At 54.1% G+C, this 17,794-nt stretch carries 16 protein-coding genes; 7 read left to right on the forward strand and 9 right to left on the reverse strand.

Features of this window, described 5'->3' with window-relative positions; all coding sequences use genetic code 11:
* Positions 1-11 precede the first annotated feature (11 nt).
* Positions 12-1,355 (reverse strand): glutamate/aspartate:proton symporter GltP, encoded by a 1,344-nt coding sequence (gltP, locus tag GYRE_RS02675; RefSeq protein ID WP_038252780.1) that lies wholly within the window; start codon positions 1,353-1,355, stop codon positions 12-14.
* Between the two features lie 384 nt (positions 1,356-1,739).
* Between gltP and acs the strand changes: the two genes are divergently transcribed.
* The 3 genes from acs to actP all read left to right on the forward strand — a co-directional run bounded on the left by acs (position 1,740) and on the right by actP (position 5,739).
* Positions 1,740-3,698, forward strand: a complete 1,959-nt coding sequence (acs, locus tag GYRE_RS02680; RefSeq protein WP_038252782.1) for an acetate--CoA ligase — start codon at positions 1,740-1,742, stop codon at positions 3,696-3,698.
* 80 nt (positions 3,699-3,778) lie between these two features.
* Positions 3,779-4,093, forward strand: a complete 315-nt coding sequence (locus GYRE_RS02685; RefSeq protein ID WP_006816720.1) for a DUF485 domain-containing protein — start codon at positions 3,779-3,781, stop codon at positions 4,091-4,093.
* Positions 4,090-5,739 carry a cation/acetate symporter ActP gene (gene actP / locus GYRE_RS02690; protein ID WP_038252785.1) on the forward strand — a complete coding sequence of 550 codons (1,650 nt, stop codon included), beginning with the start codon at positions 4,090-4,092 and terminating at the stop codon, positions 5,737-5,739. The genes GYRE_RS02685 and actP overlap by 4 nt, the downstream gene beginning before the upstream one ends.
* Positions 5,740-5,771: 32 nt before the next feature.
* On the opposite strand, the gene GYRE_RS02695 is transcribed toward actP, so the two are convergent.
* Positions 5,772-6,461 carry an LrgB family protein gene (locus GYRE_RS02695; RefSeq protein ID WP_038252787.1) on the reverse strand — a complete coding sequence of 230 codons (690 nt, stop codon included), beginning with the start codon at positions 6,459-6,461 and terminating at the stop codon, positions 5,772-5,774.
* On the reverse strand, positions 6,454-6,864 hold the full coding sequence (locus GYRE_RS02700) for a CidA/LrgA family protein (RefSeq protein WP_006816717.1): 411 nt from the start codon (positions 6,862-6,864) through the stop codon (positions 6,454-6,456). The genes GYRE_RS02695 and GYRE_RS02700 overlap by 8 nt, the downstream gene beginning before the upstream one ends.
* A 102-nt stretch (positions 6,865-6,966) precedes the next feature.
* Here GYRE_RS02700 and GYRE_RS02705 point away from each other — a divergent pair, with 102 nt between their 5' ends.
* Positions 6,967-7,854, forward strand: coding sequence for a LysR family transcriptional regulator (locus GYRE_RS02705; protein WP_006816716.1), 888 nt, complete (start codon positions 6,967-6,969; stop codon positions 7,852-7,854).
* 33 nt (positions 7,855-7,887) lie between these two features.
* On the opposite strand, the gene GYRE_RS02710 is transcribed toward GYRE_RS02705, so the two are convergent.
* The 4 genes from GYRE_RS02710 to soxR form a co-directional block, all read right to left on the reverse strand.
* Complete coding sequence (locus GYRE_RS02710) at positions 7,888-9,534, reverse strand: Na+/H+ antiporter (RefSeq protein WP_006816715.1); 1,647 nt, start codon at positions 9,532-9,534, stop codon at positions 7,888-7,890.
* Between the two features lie 147 nt (positions 9,535-9,681).
* Positions 9,682-11,031 carry an NCS2 family permease gene (locus GYRE_RS02715; RefSeq protein WP_038252789.1) on the reverse strand — a complete coding sequence of 450 codons (1,350 nt, stop codon included), beginning with the start codon at positions 11,029-11,031 and terminating at the stop codon, positions 9,682-9,684.
* 332 nt (positions 11,032-11,363) lie between these two features.
* On the reverse strand, positions 11,364-12,032 hold the full coding sequence (locus tag GYRE_RS02720; protein ID WP_006816712.1) for a glutathione S-transferase family protein: 669 nt from the start codon (positions 12,030-12,032) through the stop codon (positions 11,364-11,366).
* A 270-nt stretch (positions 12,033-12,302) separates the two neighbouring features.
* Positions 12,303-12,761 carry a redox-sensitive transcriptional activator SoxR gene (gene soxR / locus GYRE_RS02725; protein WP_006816710.1) on the reverse strand — a complete coding sequence of 153 codons (459 nt, stop codon included), beginning with the start codon at positions 12,759-12,761 and terminating at the stop codon, positions 12,303-12,305.
* Between the two features lie 86 nt (positions 12,762-12,847).
* Here soxR and soxS point away from each other — a divergent pair, with 86 nt between their 5' ends.
* Positions 12,848-13,177: a superoxide response transcriptional regulator SoxS gene (gene soxS, locus GYRE_RS02730; RefSeq protein ID WP_006816709.1), complete on the forward strand. Its 330-nt coding sequence runs from the start codon at positions 12,848-12,850 to the stop codon at positions 13,175-13,177.
* On the opposite strand, the gene GYRE_RS02735 is transcribed toward soxS, so the two are convergent.
* Complete coding sequence (locus GYRE_RS02735; RefSeq protein ID WP_006816708.1) at positions 13,162-14,760, reverse strand: EAL domain-containing protein; 1,599 nt, start codon at positions 14,758-14,760, stop codon at positions 13,162-13,164. The two genes, soxS and GYRE_RS02735, sit on opposite strands and share 16 nt — an antisense overlap.
* 410 nt (positions 14,761-15,170) lie before the next feature.
* Between GYRE_RS02735 and GYRE_RS02740 the strand changes: the two genes are divergently transcribed.
* Together GYRE_RS02740 and GYRE_RS02745 are read left to right on the forward strand one after the other, a co-directional pair.
* Complete coding sequence (locus tag GYRE_RS02740; protein WP_038252791.1) at positions 15,171-15,452, forward strand: YjcB family protein; 282 nt, start codon at positions 15,171-15,173, stop codon at positions 15,450-15,452.
* A gap of 78 nt (positions 15,453-15,530) precedes the next feature.
* Positions 15,531-17,072, forward strand: coding sequence for an MltF family protein (locus GYRE_RS02745; protein WP_006816706.1), 1,542 nt, complete (start codon positions 15,531-15,533; stop codon positions 17,070-17,072).
* Positions 17,073-17,121: 49 nt separating this feature from the next.
* Here the strand turns inward: GYRE_RS02745 and ssb1 are convergent, their stop codons facing one another.
* Positions 17,122-17,646 (reverse strand): single-stranded DNA-binding protein SSB1, encoded by a 525-nt coding sequence (gene ssb1 / locus GYRE_RS02750; RefSeq protein ID WP_006816705.1) that lies wholly within the window; start codon positions 17,644-17,646, stop codon positions 17,122-17,124.
* Positions 17,647-17,794: the final 148 nt, after the last annotated feature.

The raw sequence follows: 17,794 nt of genomic DNA on the forward strand, positions 1-17,794 counted from the left end.
CGGCTTCGGCGTTACGGATTCGCCTTCTTATCAAAATGACCTAATACTTCACGCTCATACGCCAGCGCTTTTTTACGGTCAAATTTGTGTTCCCACTTCGCGATAACCAGCACCGCCAGCGCATTACCGACCACGTTCAATGCGGTACGCGCCATGTCGAGGATACGGTCGACACCGGCGATAAATGCCAGGCCTTCCAGCGGAATACCCACGCTCCCAAGCGTCGCCAGCAGCACCACGAAGGAAACACCCGGTACGCCAGCAATCCCTTTAGAGGTCACCATCAGCGTTAGCACGAGGATAATTTCCTGGCCGAGCGACAGCTCAATACCGTACAGCTGAGCGATAAAGATTGCCGCAATACTCTGATACAGCGTCGAACCATCCAGGTTGAAGGAGTAACCGGTCGGCACCACGAAGCTGGTGATCGATGCCGGCGCACCATAGGCTTCCATCTTCTCAATAATACGCGGCAGCACGCTTTCGGAACTCGCCGTTGAGTAGGCCAGAATCAGCTCATCTTTCAGGATACGGATAAGGATCCAGATGCTGAGCCCGCACATTTTCGCTACCAGTCCCAGCACCACCAGCGCAAAGAACAGGATGGCGACATATACCAGGATAACCAGCTTAGCGAGCGGCCACAGCGAGGCAAAACCGAAGTTCGCCACCGTCACCGAAATCAGCGCAAACACCCCTACCGGCGCATAGCGCATCACCATGTGAGTCACTTTGAACATGGTTTCGGAGATAGAGCGGAATACGGTTACCAGCGGTTCACGATGGGTTGCAGGCAAGGATGACAGCCCAAGGCCAAACAGCACCGAGAAGAAGATGATCGGCAGCATTTCGCCTTTCGCCATCGACGAAACGATGTTGGTCGGCACCAGAGACAGGATAGTCCCCATCAGGCCATGCGCGTGGCTCTGAACTTCCGCCGTGGTGTTCTGATACTTCGAAATATCCGCCACCGCCAGCTGCGACATATCAATACCTGAGCCTGGCTGGAACACGTTCGCCAGCGTAATCCCCAGAATGATGGCAACGGTGGTGATGATTTCAAAATAGATGATGGTCTTGGCACCAATGCGCCCCAGCGATTTCGCATCACCGACGCCAGCAATACCGACCACCAGGGTCGAAATCACGATCGGCACGACAATCATTTTGATCAGGTGGATGAAGATATCCCCTGCCGGAGAGAGTAGATTAGCAATCAGCCATTCGCGGCTGTCGCTTTGATAATGCAGGTAGCTTCCGAGCAGGATCCCCAGAATCAGGGCCAGCAAAATTTGCCAGGCCAGGCTGACTTTCGTTTTTTCATGACTACAGACTTCCTCAATGAGAGACGTCATTCCAGGAAGGAATGGCATCTGCTGAAAGGGGTATGAATTGTGTTGCGTTTGTTAGTGAGTTTTTTTCACGCGCAGTATCAGTACCACTTGCATGGCATGCTGCGCAAGCCTTTCAGAATGGGGCTTTTATCTACTTTTACGCATAATATCGCTGGTTTTTACTATTTAGATTGCATAAGCATTTGTTATAAAAAACTTTTTAAACTCACTATTTCTATAAATTCAAATAAGTAATTATTTCACTTCAAAGATTCATTTGACGAATATTCATACAGTTCCAGTAATGCGTGATCTGTCGCCCAAATAGTAAACAAAGCTGTCAGCGCTCCTGCAGTTAACTTTTATTTGACATATCATTAACAAGTTAAAAGGAGAAAAAAAGCCATGAGCCAAATACACAAACACTCTATTCCCGCAAACATTGCGGAAAGCTGCCTGATTAACCCGGAACAGTACAAGGCGAAGTACCAGCAGTCAGTGACCGACCCGGATACCTTCTGGGGTGAACAGGGCAAGATCCTCGACTGGATGACCCCGTACACAAAGGTCAAGAACACCTCGTTTGCCCCCGGCAATGTCTCTATCAAATGGTATGAAGACGGTACGCTGAATCTGTCTGCCAACTGCCTCGACAGACATCTGGCCGAGCGCGGCGATCAAACCGCTATCATCTGGGAAGGCGATGACGCCTCCCAGAGCAAAAACATCACCTATCGCGAATTGCACCGCGATGTATGCCGTTTTGCCAACGTCCTGCTGGATCTGGGGGTGAAAAAAGGTGATGTTGTCGCTATCTACATGCCAATGGTGCCAGAAGCCGCGGTCGCTATGCTGGCCTGTGCCCGTATCGGCGCCATTCACTCGGTTATCTTTGGCGGATTCTCACCAGAAGCCGTTGCTGGCCGAATCATTGATTCCAGTTCACGTCTGGTTATCACCGCAGATGAAGGCGTGCGTGCCGGGCGCAACATCCCGCTGAAAAAGAACGTCGACGATGCGCTGAAAAACCCTAACGTGAAGAGCGTAGAGCACGTAGTGGTTCTGAAGCGTACCGGCGGCAAGATTGACTGGAAAGACGGTCGCGATCTGTGGTGGAGCGATCTCACGGCGAACGCCAGCGATAAACATGAACCGGTGGCAATGAACGCCGAAGATCCGCTGTTTATCCTCTACACCTCCGGCTCAACCGGCAAACCGAAAGGCGTGCTGCATACCACCGGCGGGTACCTGGTCTATGCGGCCAGCACGTTCAAATATGTGTTTGATTACCATCCAGGTGAAGTGTACTGGTGTACCGCCGACGTCGGCTGGGTCACCGGACACAGCTATCTGCTGTACGGGCCGCTGGCCTGCGGCGCTATTACCCTGATGTTTGAAGGCGTGCCAAACTGGCCGACCCCGGCGCGTATGTGTCAGGTGGTGGATAAGCATCAGGTCAACATTCTCTACACGGCCCCTACCGCCATTCGTGCCCTGATGGCCGAAGGCGATAAGGCCATTACCGGTACCAACCGCTCATCGCTGCGCATTCTGGGCTCCGTAGGGGAACCGATTAACCCGGAAGCGTGGGAGTGGTACTGGAAGAAAATCGGTAACGAAAAATGCCCGGTGATGGATACCTGGTGGCAGACCGAGACCGGTGGATTCATGATTACCCCGCTGCCGGGCGCTATCGAACTGAAAGCCGGTTCGGCCACCCGCCCGTTCTTCGGCGTGCAGCCTGCGCTGGTTGATAACGAAGGCCATCCGCTGGAAGGCGCTACCGAGGGTAACCTGGTGATCACCGACTCGTGGCCGGGTCAGGCGCGTACGCTGTTTGGCGATCATGAGCGCTTCGAGCAAACCTACTTCTCGACCTTCAAGAACATGTACTTCAGCGGCGACGGCGCGCGTCGTGATGAAGATGGCTACTACTGGATCACCGGACGCGTGGACGACGTGCTGAACGTGTCTGGTCACCGTCTGGGTACCGCCGAAATTGAATCTGCGCTGGTATCGCATCCGAAAATTGCCGAAGCCGCCGTGGTCGGTATTCCACACAACATCAAAGGTCAGGCAATTTACGCCTACGTGACGCTAAACCACGGCGAAGAACCGACTCCGGAGCTGTATACCGAAGTGCGAAACTGGGTGCGTAAAGAGATTGGCCCGCTGGCAACGCCGGACGTGCTACACTGGACCGATTCGCTGCCGAAAACCCGCTCCGGCAAAATCATGCGCCGTATTCTGCGCAAGATCGCCGCCGGTGATACCAGTAACCTCGGCGATACTTCAACGCTCGCCGATCCAGGTGTTGTGGAAAAACTGCTCGAAGAGAAGCAGTCCATCACCATGCCATCGTAACCCCCTCACCCTAACCCTCTCCCTCACGGGAGAGGGAAATAAAAACAAACCCACCCGACCTTACCTCTGGAGACTCTGTGATGAATGAAGAAATTTGTCAGCAGATAGAAAACAGTGCGCAATTCAGGGAGCTTGTGGAAAAAAGGCAACGGTTTGCCGCTATTTTGTCGCTCATCATGTTAGTGATTTACGTCGGCTTTATTCTGCTGATTGCTTTCGCCCCCGGATGGCTCGGCACTCCGCTACACGCAGGAACCAGCGTCACGCGCGGGATCCCTATCGGTATCGGGGTAATTATTATTTCGTTCCTCCTGACCGGTGTCTACGTCTGGCGGGCCAACGGCGAGTTCGACAGGCTTAATAAAGCGGTTCTGCGCGAGGTGAAAGCATCATGAAGAAAGTCCTGACGGCGCTTGCCGCCACGCTGCCTTTTGCGGCAAACGCTGCCGACGCCATTACCGGCGAGGTGCAGCGCCAGCCGACCAACTGGCAGGCGATTATCATGTTCCTGATCTTCGTCTTACTGACGCTTTACATCACTTACTGGGCTTCCCGCCGGGTGCGTTCACGCAGCGATTACTACACCGCTGGCGGCAACATTACCGGTTTCCAGAACGGGCTGGCGATTGCCGGTGACTTTATGTCTGCAGCCTCGTTCCTTGGGATCTCTGCGCTGGTTTACACCTCCGGCTACGACGGACTTATCTACTCCCTCGGTTTCCTCGTCGGCTGGCCAATCATCCTGTTCCTGATTGCCGAACGTCTGCGCAACCTCGGGCGCTTTACCTTTGCCGATGTCGCCTCTTCTCGCCTGAAACAGGGGCCAATTCGTGTGCTTGCCGCCTGCGGGTCACTGGTGGTGGTCGCGCTGTACCTGATTGCCCAGATGGTGGGTGCTGGTAAGCTGATTGAGCTGCTGTTTGGCCTCAACTACCACGTTGCCGTGGTCCTGGTTGGCGTGCTGATGGTGATGTATGTGCTGTTTGGCGGCATGCTTGCCACCACCTGGGTACAAATCATCAAAGCCGTCCTGCTGCTGTTTGGCGCAAGCTTCATGGCCTTTATGGTGATGAAACATGTCGGATTCAGCTTCAATAATCTGTTTGCTGAAGCGATGGCGGTGCACCCGAAAGGGGCAGCAATCATGAGCCCTGGCGGACTGGTGAAAGACCCTATCTCCGCGCTGTCACTCGGGCTTGGCCTGATGTTTGGTACCGCTGGCCTGCCGCATATTCTGATGCGCTTCTTCACCGTCAGCGACGCCCGTGAAGCGCGTAAGAGCGTATTCTACGCCACCGGCTTTATGGGGTACTTCTACATCCTGACCTTCATCATCGGCTTTGGCGCGATCATGCTGGTTGGCGCTAACCCGGCGTTTAAAGATGCGGCAGGCGCACTTATCGGCGGCAACAACATGGCGGCGGTTCACCTGGCGGATGCGGTCGGCGGCAACCTGTTCCTCGGCTTTATCTCTGCGGTAGCCTTTGCCACTATTCTGGCTGTGGTTGCCGGTTTAACCCTCGCGGGTGCCTCAGCGGTTTCTCATGATCTGTACGCCAACGTTTTCCGTAAAAACGCCACCGAACGTCAGGAGCTGAAGGTGTCAAAAATCACCGTGCTGATCCTGGGCGTGGTCGCGATTTTGTTGGGGATTTTGTTTGAGAAACAGAACATTGCCTTCATGGTAGGTCTGGCGTTCTCTATCGCCGCCAGCTGTAACTTCCCGATTATCCTGCTGTCGATGTACTGGTCGAAGCTGACCACCCGTGGGGCGATGATTGGCGGCTGGCTGGGGTTACTCACCGCCGTAGTGCTGATGATCCTTGGCCCGACCATCTGGGTGCAGATCCTTGGCCACGAGAAAGCGATTTTCCCTTATGAATATCCGGCGCTGTTCTCCATCGCCATTGCCTTTATCGGGATCTGGTTCTTCTCCACCACCGACAACTCGGCGGAAGGCGTTCGCGAACGCGAGCAGTTCCGCGCACAGTTTATTCGTTCACAAACCGGTATTGGTATCGCGCAGGGCCGCGCGCACTAGCCACATGACTCCCCGGCCAGACGGCCGGGGTTTCAGAACATCAGCAAGCCAACCAGGGGGGCTACCAGCACCGTCACCACGCCAGAAAGCATCATCACCAGACTTGCCACAACGCCTTCCTGTTGCCCAAGTTCATAAGAGCGTGCCGTCCCTGCCCCGTGTGAAGCAGCGCCAAATCCGGCCCCTTTCGCCATGCCCTCGCGAATCGACATACGCAGAAACAGCATGTCGCCAATCGCCATGCCGAATACCCCCGTGACCACCACGAACAGCGCCACCAGATCCGGCTGGCCGCCCAGCGGTTTTGCCGCCGCGAGCGCAAACGGTGTGGTGACCGAACGCACCGCCAGGCTACGCTGGATCTCTTCCGGCAACGTGAACAGGCGCGCCAGCCAGACAGAGCTGGTGACGGCAACCAGCGTGGCCGTCACTACGCCTGCAGAAAGCGACATCCAGTGGCGCTTAATCAGCGCCAGGTTATCGTACACCGGCACCGCGAAAGCAATCGTCGCGGGACCCAGCAGCCACAGCAGCCAATGGGCCTCGCCCATGTAGTTCTGGTATGAGATGTGGCCAAACACCAGTAACAGCACCAGCAGGATGGGCGTTAACACCAGCGGCATCAGCGGCAGTTTGCGAAAGCGGCGGTACAGTCGTTTATTGGCAAAGTAGAGCCCAAGGGTGATAACCAGGCACAGCACGCTCAGTTGAAAATTAGTCATGGCTCATCCTGCGCATCTCATAGCGGTATACTTTATCCACCACCCAGGCCGTCGCCGCCAGTACCAGACAGGTGCTTAATGCAATCACCAGGAAAATACGCCAGCCATCCACCATCAGCAATTGCGCATAATTGACCACCGCCACCACCGCCGGCACAAAAAACAGCAGCATTTCAGCCAATAGCCAGCGCGCCCCGGCCCTGACCCAGTTGAGCGGGATAACCCGGCAGGCAATCAGCGCCAGCAGCATGACCATCCCCACCAGGTTAGGCGGCAGAGGAAGATGCAGCCAGCTCACCACATACTCTGCGAAAACAAATAAACCGGCATACAGTACAACCTGTACCGGCACCTGGAGTTGTTGTAAAACCCGCGGCGCAATGCGTCCTGAGGCCACAGCCATGAAAGGAGTTCCTGCAAAAAATGAAGATGCTCAGTATAGAGAGCACGCGTCGATGACTGAAATGAATTAAAATCATTACAGGTATAGTTCCAGGGAATAGTCATGGACATAAGAACGCTACGCTATTTTGTCGAAGTGGTCCGTCAACAGAGTTTCACCCGCGCGGCGGAGAAGCTGTTCGTCACGCAACCCACCATCAGCAAGATGCTGAAAAATCTCGAAGATGAACTGAACTGCACATTGCTCATTCGCGATGGACGCAAACTATTGTTAACCGATACCGGACGGGTGGTTTTCGAACGGGGATTAGCTATTCTCGGCGAATTCCGCCAGCTGGAATCAGAGCTCAGCGATATTAATCACCTGCATAAGGGTCTGTTACGCCTCGGGATCCCACCGATGGTCGGGATGATGATGGCCGGGCCCATCAGCCTGTTTCGCCAACGTTATCCGGGCATTGAGCTGAAGGTCTCTGAATTCGGCGGCTTAACGGTCCAGCAGGCGGTGGTCAACGGTGAGCTCGATATCGCCGTCACCGCCCTGCCGGTAGACGAAGAGAGCGGGCTTTCAACGCTCCCGCTCTTCAACCATCCGTTGTGCGTGCTGGTACCGCGCACCGGTGACTGGATGAAGATTGATTCTGTTTCGCCGGAGCTGCTGGCCGCCCATCCGCTGCTTATCTACAACGAAGAGTTTTCTCTTAGCCGCCAGCTGATGCAAATGTTCAACCGCCATCACCTCAAGCCGCGTATTGCGGTGCGCAGCGGACAGTGGGATTTTCTGGCCGCCATGGTACAGGCAGGCGTTGGCGTCGCAATTCTGCCGCAGCCTATCTGTGAACGACTGGATAAAAACACGTTGCGCTGGATCCCGCTTGAGAGTGATTTGCGTTGGGAGCTGGGGTTAACCTGGCGGGAAGGCGTGTACCTGTCGCATAGCGCGCAGGCGTGGCTCACCTGCTGCAAGGGGTTCTGGACCCCGGCAGCCTGACTTCCCCTCTCCTGGGGGAGAGGGGAACATGCATTACTGATCTTCTATCAGCAGCGCTTCCAGCAGGTCGAGATCGTGCAGCAGTTTTTGCAGCGTCTCATTGCTAATCTGCCGGGTGGCACGCAGGTGATACAGCTCACCGCGCTCGGAACGCAGGGCCGCCAGGCGGAAGCGACGCTCAAGGCTCTCTTCCTGCATCGAAGTCTCAACGTCATTACGCCCGTCGGCGCGTCGGCGCAGGTTACCAATCACCCGCGAGCTCACCTCGGTGAGCAGCTGATTATCAATGTTTTCCTCGGTATCCGTTGCCAGGCGCTCTTCCATCTTCTGAATAGCGACAATCGCCACTTCCGCCGTCGCCGCCCGTGCCAGCCGCTCTTCCTTGTGCTGCTGGCTATGGTCAGCCGACTCAATGTGCTGTAGCAGAATAGGCAGCATCACCACCCCGACAAACAGCGAGAACAGGATCACGCCTGCGGCAAGGAAAATCAGTTCGTAACGCGCCGGGAAGACCTCGCCACTCGGCAGCAGCAGCGGGATGGAAAGCACACCGGCAAGCGTAATCGCCCCACGCACCCCGGCAAACGTTGCAATCAGCAGTTCACGGGTTGACCAGGAGCCAAACTCCATCGGCTTCTTCTTGAGGAAGCGCTGGCTGAAGCGCTGCATGGTCCACAGCCAGCCAAAGCGCACCAGCATCAGCGCGACATAGATGATGATGATATCGGCAAACAGCATCCAGGTTTCGACGTTAGGATCGGCCTCAGCAGCCACCAGCGAAGACTCCATAATGCCCGGCAACTGCAGGCCCAACAGCAGGAACACCATGCCGTTAAACACGAACTCCAGCATCGCCCAGGTGCTGTTCGCACGCAGACGCATCGCCAGCGGTGCCGTGCGCATCACCCCGGAACGAGTGATGGTCATCCCCGCAGCAACCGCGGCCAGAATGCCGGAGAAACCGATATGTTCGGCAATCAGGTAAGACGCAAACGGCAGCAGGAACAGCAGAACAATTTGAGTGGCAGGTTCATCTCCCCCCCAACGGCTGAGGAAGCGCAGCGAGCGCCCGTACAACCAGCTGACCACAAAGCCTGCGAAAATACCGCCTATCGCCACTTTGAAAAACTCGACCGTCGCACCGCCGATGGTGAACACCATGGTGCCCATCACTACGGCAACCGCAAATTTCAACGATACCAGGCCGGAAGCGTCGTTCATCAACGCTTCGCCCTGCAAAATACCCATGATTTTCTTCGGAATTCGCCCTTCTCCCACGATACCGGAAAGCGCCACGGCATCGGTTGGTGACAGCACCGCCGCCAGGGCGAACGCTGGTATGAGAGGAATACCCGGCACCGCCCAGTAGATAAGGAAGCCAATCCCGACCACCGTCACCAGCACCAGCGCCAGCGCGAGGCCGAGGATCTCTCGCCCGTGCTCAAGAAATTCGCGGGTCGGCGTTTTCCAGCCGTCGGCGAACAGCAGCGGTGGAATAAACAGTACCAGGAAGAGTTCAGGATCGAACTCGACGTGAAGTCCGAAGGTGGGCCACGCCAGCAGTGCCCCGATGGCAATCTGCATGAGAGGAAGTGGCAGCTGGAAGGGCAGAACGCGTGTTACTACCCCCGATAGTGAGACCACGAGGGTCATGATGAGTATTGTGAAGAAAATTTCCATGCTATCCCTGTTTGCGATGTTTTCTTATACCGAACCGGGAGGTCCATCTTTGATAATAAAACACGTTCGGCAACGTAAAGGAAACAGGATGTGCCCTAAAAACAAAAAGGGCGGCCGAAGCCACCCCTTGTCTGACAGCAAGCGCAATTAAATTGCCCAGCCGCCCGCGTAGAACACCACCAGCGCCAGCGCAATCACCACGGTGCCGATGTTCAGCTTACGCCATTCACCGGAAACCACGCGGCCAATCACCAGAGTCGCGAAGCCGATCATAATACCGGTAACGATGTTGCAGGTGAGGACGATAAACACGGCGGTAATCAGCCCGGACATGGCATCAACAAAATCGCCGAAGTCGATTTTCGCCACGTTGCTCAGCATCAGCAGACCAACGTACATCAGCGCCGGTGCGGTGGCGTATGCAGGCACCAGGTTAGAGAGCGGCGACAGGAACAGGATCAGCAGGAACAGCACGCCGACGGTAATCGCCGTCAGGCCGGTTTTACCGCCTGCCGCTGTCCCGGCGGCTGATTCGATATACACCGCTGCCGGTGCGGAACCGACCACCGCCGAGAAGACGCTGCTCAGGGAGTCAGTGGTCAGAGCCTTGCCACCGTTAATGATCTGGCCGTCTTTATCCAGCAGATTTGCCTGGCCGGCAACCGCGCGAATGGTACCGGTGGCATCAAACACCGCAGTCATCACCAGAGCCAGCACGCTCGGCAGCACGACCGGATTAAGTGCGCCCATAATGTCGAGAGTCCCAATCAGGGAATTCCCGTGCTCATCGCTCAGCGAAGGCATGGCAAAGAAGCCGGTGAAGTGCACGTTAGGGTCAAAAATCAGGCCGACAATCGAGATGCCGATGATGGTCAGCAGAATACCGCCTGGTACTTTGAGTTTTTCCAGACCGATAATCACCGCGAGGCCAATCAGCGACATCACCACCGGGAAGCTGGCGAAATGACCAAGCGCGACCGGCAGACCGTCCAGCGGGTTCTTGATAACCAGACCCACGCCGTTGGCAGCAATCAGCAGCAGGAACAGGCCGATACCAATCCCGGTGCCGTGCGCAATGCCCTGGGGGAGATTGCGCAGGATCCAGCTACGGATCCCGGTGGCGGAGATGATGGTGAACAGTACCCCCATCAGGAATACCGCACCCAGCGCCACAGGAATACTGATCTGTTGGCCCAGAACCAGGCTAAATGCCGTAAACGCAGTCAGAGAAATCGCGCAGCCAATCGCCAGCGGCAGGTTAGCCCACAGCCCCATTACTACGGAGCCAACGCCCGCGACCAGGCAGGTTGCCACAAACACAGCGGAAGGCGAAAAGCCTGCTTTACCCAGCATGCCGGGTACAACAACAACGGAATAGACCATTGCCAGGAAGGTCGTTAAACCAGCGACAATCTCCTGACGAACGGAGCTGCCACGGGCAGAAATATTAAACCAGGCGTCGAGTGAGCCGCCGGTACGCGCTGAAGGCGTAGACATAGAAAACATCCCCTGAGAATTTTTAGCATGGGTTTATCGACGTGGTGGAACATCCACTGCCTGCTAAACGTTATCTCCTTGTGCGACCATCCGGCAAAGGGGAGCCGGAAGGAAAGCAAACGTTTAACTCCGCGCCGACAAAACCGCGAGTCAAAAAAAAGCAAACGATTATCTGGCTTTTAGTTGGCCGTTTTCAACAGAAGTTTGCACCATTTTGCCAAATTTCGCCTTCAGTGATGAATAAATCGCCAGAGGATGCGCAAACGTTATCGTCAGTGCGCAAAATAACAACATTTTTGGTGCGTTCTGTTTTCTTTTTTTACCTGAGCGGATTACTCGCCAGGAATATCGAACGGTCCTCCCTGCTCAATAGCACGTTGCCAGGCGGGTCGAGTTTCCACACGCTTTTTCCACGCCGCGATGTTGGGCAACGTTTTGATGCCACCGCGCGAGAGCAGCGCAAAGAGCGGGAAGCTCATCTGGATATCGGCCATGCTCAGGTTCTCACCGGCGAACCATGGCCGCCCGGCGAGCTGGGATTCGATGTATCCGGCGTGGGTGGCTATCTGCTTATCAAGATAAGCCTTCTGGACACCCTGCCCGAGGACTTTCCCAAGCGAGCGCAGGCCAAAAGGCACCGGAGGTTTCCCGAGGCTGCTGAACACCAGCTTCATCAGAAGCAGCGGCATCAGCGATCCTTCGGCATAGTGCAGCCAGAAACGATACTGCAGCTTTTCAACCTCCTCCTGAGGGCGGAAGTGATTATCGCGATCGTAGCGCTCCTGCAAATACTCAAGAATGGCGCCAGATTCGGCGATGATATGCCCGTTATCTTCAAGTACCGGAGATTTCCCCAGAGGGTGCACCTTTTTGAGCGCGGGAGGCGCCAACATGTTGGGCTCGCGCTGGTAACGGATTATCTGGTAGGGCATCTGTAGCTCTTCCAGCGCCCAGAGCACGCGCTGCGACCGCGATTGGTTCAGGTGATGCACAATGAGCATCTTTTACTCCCATGACGATAGTTTGTTCAAATTAACTATAGAAAGAAGCGCTCATCGGCGTAAAAAATTCGGCGAAAAAATCACCTGTCACACTGGTGAAATCAGGGGGCCAGGGTAGACTTAAAGAGTCAGCACAACCCGGAACCTCCAACCCCTGATGAACCACTGAGGGGTGCTGATGTCGGGGGAAACCCTCCTGTGTACCAGCGGGATAGAGAGAAAGACAAAGACCGGAAAACAACTAAAGCGCCCTTGTGGCGCTTTAGTTTTTTATTCGTCTTCCAGAAAATGCGCCCCAGGGCCTTTTTCACCCAGTTTGTCCCCCGGGTTACGCAGCGGGCAGTCGGTGCGGGATAAACAACCACAGCCGATACAACCATCAAGCTGATCGCGCAGCGCCACCAGCGTGTGAATGCGGCTGTTTAGCTCTTCACGCCACTGGGAGGAGAGCGAGGCCCAGTCTTTGGGGCTGAGCTTATGTCCTTCCGGCAGCACGCCGAAGCCCTCACTGATGGTCGACAGCGGAATACCAATGCGCTGCGCAATCTTGATGATGGCCACATAGCGCAGCACGTCGCGCCGGTAACGCCGTTGGTTACCCGCATTACGTGTGCTTTTGATAAGTCCTTTGCTTTCATAAAAATGCAGTGCAGATACCGCAACACCGCTTCGTTTCGCCACTTCCCCTGGTGTCAGCAGCGTTTTCATGCGGGGAGATTTCTTTTCCATAAAGCGCTTTACCTCAAGTTAACTTGAGGAATTATACTCGCTCCCAGACAAAACGACGAATCGAGAATTGAGAAAAGAGGCCCTGTATGTCCCATCAGGAAATTATTCAAACGCTAGTCGAATGGATTGATGAACATATCGATCAACCACTTAACATTGATGTTGTCGCAAGAAAATCCGGCTATTCGAAATGGTATCTGCAGCGCATGTTCCGCACGGTAACGCATCAGACGCTGGGAGATTATATCCGCCAACGGCGGCTATTGATGGCGGCCGAAGCGCTGCGTACTACCCAGCGGCCAATTTTTGATATCGCCATGGATCTCGGGTATGTGTCGCAGCAGACCTTCTCCCGAGTGTTCCGCCGTGAGTTCGACAGAACGCCGAGCGATTACCGCCATCAGATTTCTGCCTGAGGTACCCGGCGGCTGACCTGGCAGTCTGCCTTATCCAGCCACTGCATAAACTCCTGGGGCGGCATCGCTTTCGCAAAATGCCATCCCTGACAGTACTGAACGCCGCGCTTGTGCAGCCAGTTCACCTGGTCCGCCGTTTCAACCCCTTCGGCAATCGTCTTGAGACGCAAACTCTGCGCCATCTCAATAATATGCTCAGCAATCAGGTGGCTGGTACTGTTGGTCGTGAGTGTATCAATAAAAGACTTGTCGATTTTCAGGATATCGACGTTCAGCGAGTACAGGTTATGCAGGTTGGAATAGCCTGTACCGAAGTCATCAATGGCAATTTCATAGCCCGCCTGGCGGAAGGCCTGAATCACTGGCGTGGTTTTAGGAACATCAATAAACCCACGTTCGGTCACTTCAATTTTAATTTGCCGTGCCTGTACGGAATAATGGCGTGCTTTCTCAGAGATTTGCGCAATCAACCGTGAAGAGTGAAAATCGGAAGCGGAGAGATTAATCGAAACATACAGCTCGGGATGCCGTGCCAGGAAATGGCCCATATCCGTAAACATTTCATTGACGACATAATCCGTTACCTGCTCAATAAGCCCCTCTTTCTCCGCCAACGGGATAAACTCACTTGGGCTCATCACCGGCCCATTATATCCAGGCCAACGCAGCAGAGACTCCGCCCCAACGCATCTGTGGTTTTTAATATCAATAATGGGTTGATAATGCAGGCGTAACTGCCGTTTATTTAATGCACGCTGCAGCTTCCGTCGCGGTGAATGATATTGCTGCCGACTGCGTGACCACACCAGTAAAATAAGCATGCTGCAAATCGCCCCCAGCGGAAGCGTTAGCGTTGCCTGATGATAAAGGTTTTGATAATAACGACCGGACTGGGTCGAAACGACAATGGCGATAGGGCGACGCTCGGACTGCACCACGGTATAAAAACGACCATCGCTCTGGAAAGAGATATTTTTATCAGAGATATGGGCTCTCAGTCTCGCCTGATCGGCCTTTGCGCTGACGGAGAAAAAAGCGTTAGTTTTGGTATCGAATACACCATAGGTTAACGATGCATCGTCAGAAATTACTTCACTGTAAGAGAGCGGATTAATCACCACGACATAATTATCCCGCTGCATGTAAGTCATCGCGTAGCCAGGAAAAAAAGGGGTGTCGCGATAATAATAAATAGAAACGTTGGGCTTACGCTTATAATTAGCCTCCGGCATGATATAGGGATGCTGAAGGTGCGTAGAGGTCGAACAGAAAAATCGGTTATCCTGGGCGTAGATGATATCTTCAACATAAAGCTGGCCACGGACGATGTTTAACAGGGCCTGCTGATGCCTGGGAGTGCACACTTCGCCGCGATATTTCTCCGCCGCATCACGTGCCTGATCCGCCTCCTGAATAACCACTTCGGTTTTATTGAGCGCCAGCAAACCGATAGAATGTAATTGCCCGGTGGTTTCTGAAGTGGCTCTCATTTGTGCAAACCAAAGCGCCAGCATCACGGGTAGCAGAACTACCATGATAACGCCAATGACGCTCAGTATCTTGTATTGCACATTCCGATTCATTTAGCCAAATATCCCTGTTTGCAGTGTGCCTGAGCATCTGACCTGTGGCTGTGATAACAGGTGATTAAGTTGCATGAATCATAAGACATTAGCAACCGACTTTTCGCGGCATAATCCTAATATTTAATGATGATGATATTATTTCACCATAAGCCAAACCTGAAGCGCAGGTTGCGTTTTTATTTAGTTATATAACAACAACAAATTTGCTGTAAAAACGCCAGTACATAATTCCTAAATGCAATCAGGTTAAGTCTGATTCTCTATTTCATCCGCCATCTGTTCAGTCCCCTCACGCCCTCCTGACGAAAAAAAAGCCGCATCATCTGGCGAATAAACCATCAATTGTGATACAGTTCACACATTAGAGTGTAACAAGAACACTGTTTCATTTCATTGAGGAAGGGCTCATGATCTCCATCACCACCGGCGTCACGCTTCTTCGTTGGCCGCTGGTCAGCGCGTTGCTGATGTTTTTTGCCAGTACGCTGAACATTCGACTGCGTAAATCTGACTACGTCGGGCTCGCGGTGATTTGTAGCGTGCTGGGCATCGCCTCAGCCTGTTGGTTCGCGACGGGGCTGCTCGGGATCACCCTTGTCGATTTAACGCTGGTCTGGAAAAACATTCAGGACGTGATGGTCGAAGTAATGAACCAGACACCGCCAGAATGGCCAATGATGCCGGTTTAAGGAAGCCTGCCGTTTCACTACGCGAGACCGACTGAATTTGACTAAAATGAAGTGATGCACCATTCGGAGCATCACTCCATGAACACTATCTTCTTACCCCGCTATCTTTTGGCCTGTTTTGCCAGTCTGCTGTTCATCAGCACCGTTTATGCCGCGCCGGCACAGGAAAAAACGGCCGATCCGCAGGACGAGAGCCCAACGCTTGCCATGAACGTAGACGACATGCTGCAACCCTGGAAAGGGGACCTGCCCGGCATGCTCGACAGACGCGTGATCCGCGTTCTGACGACCTACAGCAAGACCTTCTTTTTTATCGATAAAGGAACCCAGCGCGGTGCCACTCACGATATTTTCATGGAGTTTGAGCGCAATCTGAACGCCAGCCTTGCGAAGGAAAAAAAGCTTAAACAGCGCCATTTGAAAGTGCGCATTATTTTCGTTCCCGTTGCCCGCGATCAGCTATTTACCGCTCTGAATGAAGGAAAAGGTGATATTGCCGCCGCCAACCTGACCATCACCCCATCGCGTCTCACTCAGGTGACCTTCACCACGCCGCTGTACCCGAACGTCAAAGAATTACTGATCTCCGGCCCGGCTTCACCCAAAGTAGAAAATCTGGATGCGCTCTCCGGTAAAACCGTCTTTGTCCGCCGTTCATCGAGCTATTACGAAAGCCTGGTCGCGCTGAATGCACGTTTTGCCAAAGCCTCTCTCCCCCCCGTGAAGATCGAACTGGCCCCCGAAGCTCTGGAGGATGAAGATCTGATCGAGATGCTGAGTGCTGGGCTCATTCCGCTGATCATCGTCGATCAGCACAAAGCGGTTTTCTGGAAACAGGTGTTCCCAAAAATTCAAATACACGACAACATCGTGCTGCGTGATGATGCCGAGATTGCCTGGGCTGTGCGAAAAGATGATCCGCAGCTGCTCGCTCTCCTCAATCAGTTCGTTAAAGCGAACGGACAGGGCAGCAAACTGGGTAACACCATACTGCTGCGCTATTTAAAAAACGCGAAATACGTGAAAAACGCGGCAGCCGAAAGCGAACGGCGCAAAATGCTGGCCATGATTGATATCTTCCGCAAGTATGGCGATCGCTACAGCGTTGACTGGCTGTTGATGGCCGCCCAGGGGTACCAGGAATCGCGTCTTAACCAGTCGGTCCGCAGCCACGTTGGTGCTATTGGTGTAATGCAGGTCATGCCAAAAACGGGTAAAGAGCTGAAAGTAGGAGATATTCGCAATCTGGATCCGAACATTCATGCCGGGGTGAAATACATGCGCTGGATGATCGATCATTACTACGGCGACGAGCCAATGACGCCTATCGACAAAGCGCTGTTTTCGTTCGCTTCCTACAATGCCGGCCCAGCGCGTATTGCTCGCCTGCGGGTAGAGACCAAAAAACGCGGGTTTAACCCTAACGTCTGGTTTGGCAACGTGGAATACCTTGCCGCTGAAAAAATCGGTGCCGAGACGGTAACTTACGTCAGCAATATCTATAAATACTATATCGCCTACAAGCTCATCATGGAGGAACGGGAGAAAAAGCTGAAGGCAACGCAGGCTGCCTCCACGAGCGAGACCCAGGCTTCTACCAGCGAAAAAAAAGCCCCGTAATACGGGGCTTTCTCGTTTAACGCTGAGCAGAATGCGCTCAGGGTTAAGATCAGAACGGGATATCGTCGTCGAAATCCATCGGCGGTTCGTTAGATGGCGCCGGTGCAGACTGCTGCTGCGGGCGAGACTGCGCGCCGCCGCTGAACTGATTGCCACCCTGCGGCTGCTGAGGCTGACCCCAACCACCCTGCTGCTGACCGCCACCTGCTGGTGCGCCACCCTGCTGACGGCCACCAAGCATCTGCATGGTACCGCCAACGTTAACCACGATTTCGGTGGTGTATTTTTCCTGACCGGACTGATCGGTCCATTTGCGGGTACGCAGCTGGCCTTCGATATACACCTGGGAGCCTTTACGCAGGTATTCACCTGCCACTTCCGCCAGCTTGCCGAACAGCACTACACGGTGCCATTCGGTCTGCTCTTTCATTTCACCGGTCGCTTTATCACGCCAGGATTCGGAAGTAGCCAGCGTAATGTTGGCAACTGCGCCACCATTCGGCATGTAGCGTACTTCCGGGTCCTGGCCCAGATTACCGACGAGAATCACCTTGTTTACGCCTCTGCTGGCCATGATCGAGTCTCCTGATACGTTTCTTAATAGTGTAAACGCGCGATTGTACCATCACAAAGAGGCATTTTGATAGCTGCGAGGATGATTCCAGAAAACTCGCGCGCATAATCATTTTTGCACAGAATCGCGGAATTTGCATTCCAATACT

This window comes from Yokenella regensburgei ATCC 49455, from assembly GCF_000735455.1.
Classification (GTDB): Bacteria; Pseudomonadota; Gammaproteobacteria; order Enterobacterales; family Enterobacteriaceae; genus Yokenella; species Yokenella regensburgei.

Excerpts from the sequence above, each read along its gene's own strand:
- gltP (WP_038252780.1), bottom strand. The coding sequence starts at position 1,355 with ATGACGTCTCTCATTGAGGAAGTCTGTAGTCATGAAAAAACGAAAGTC.
- acs (WP_038252782.1), top strand. The coding sequence starts at position 1,740 with ATGAGCCAAATACACAAACACTCTATTCCCGCAAACATTGCGGAAAGC.
- GYRE_RS02685 (WP_006816720.1), top strand. The coding sequence starts at position 3,779 with ATGAATGAAGAAATTTGTCAGCAGATAGAAAACAGTGCGCAATTCAGG.
- actP (WP_038252785.1), top strand. The coding sequence starts at position 4,090 with ATGAAGAAAGTCCTGACGGCGCTTGCCGCCACGCTGCCTTTTGCGGCA.
- GYRE_RS02695 (WP_038252787.1), bottom strand. The coding sequence starts at position 6,461 with ATGACTAATTTTCAACTGAGCGTGCTGTGCCTGGTTATCACCCTTGGG.
- GYRE_RS02700 (WP_006816717.1), bottom strand. The coding sequence starts at position 6,864 with ATGGCTGTGGCCTCAGGACGCATTGCGCCGCGGGTTTTACAACAACTC.
- GYRE_RS02705 (WP_006816716.1), top strand. The coding sequence starts at position 6,967 with ATGGACATAAGAACGCTACGCTATTTTGTCGAAGTGGTCCGTCAACAG.
- GYRE_RS02710 (WP_006816715.1), bottom strand. The coding sequence starts at position 9,534 with ATGGAAATTTTCTTCACAATACTCATCATGACCCTCGTGGTCTCACTA.
- GYRE_RS02715 (WP_038252789.1), bottom strand. The coding sequence starts at position 11,031 with ATGTCTACGCCTTCAGCGCGTACCGGCGGCTCACTCGACGCCTGGTTT.
- GYRE_RS02720 (WP_006816712.1), bottom strand. The coding sequence starts at position 12,032 with ATGCTCATTGTGCATCACCTGAACCAATCGCGGTCGCAGCGCGTGCTC.
- soxR (WP_006816710.1), bottom strand. The coding sequence starts at position 12,761 with ATGGAAAAGAAATCTCCCCGCATGAAAACGCTGCTGACACCAGGGGAA.
- soxS (WP_006816709.1), top strand. The coding sequence starts at position 12,848 with ATGTCCCATCAGGAAATTATTCAAACGCTAGTCGAATGGATTGATGAA.
- GYRE_RS02735 (WP_006816708.1), bottom strand. The coding sequence starts at position 14,760 with ATGAATCGGAATGTGCAATACAAGATACTGAGCGTCATTGGCGTTATC.
- GYRE_RS02740 (WP_038252791.1), top strand. The coding sequence starts at position 15,171 with ATGATCTCCATCACCACCGGCGTCACGCTTCTTCGTTGGCCGCTGGTC.
- GYRE_RS02745 (WP_006816706.1), top strand. The coding sequence starts at position 15,531 with ATGAACACTATCTTCTTACCCCGCTATCTTTTGGCCTGTTTTGCCAGT.
- ssb1 (WP_006816705.1), bottom strand. The coding sequence starts at position 17,646 with ATGGCCAGCAGAGGCGTAAACAAGGTGATTCTCGTCGGTAATCTGGGC.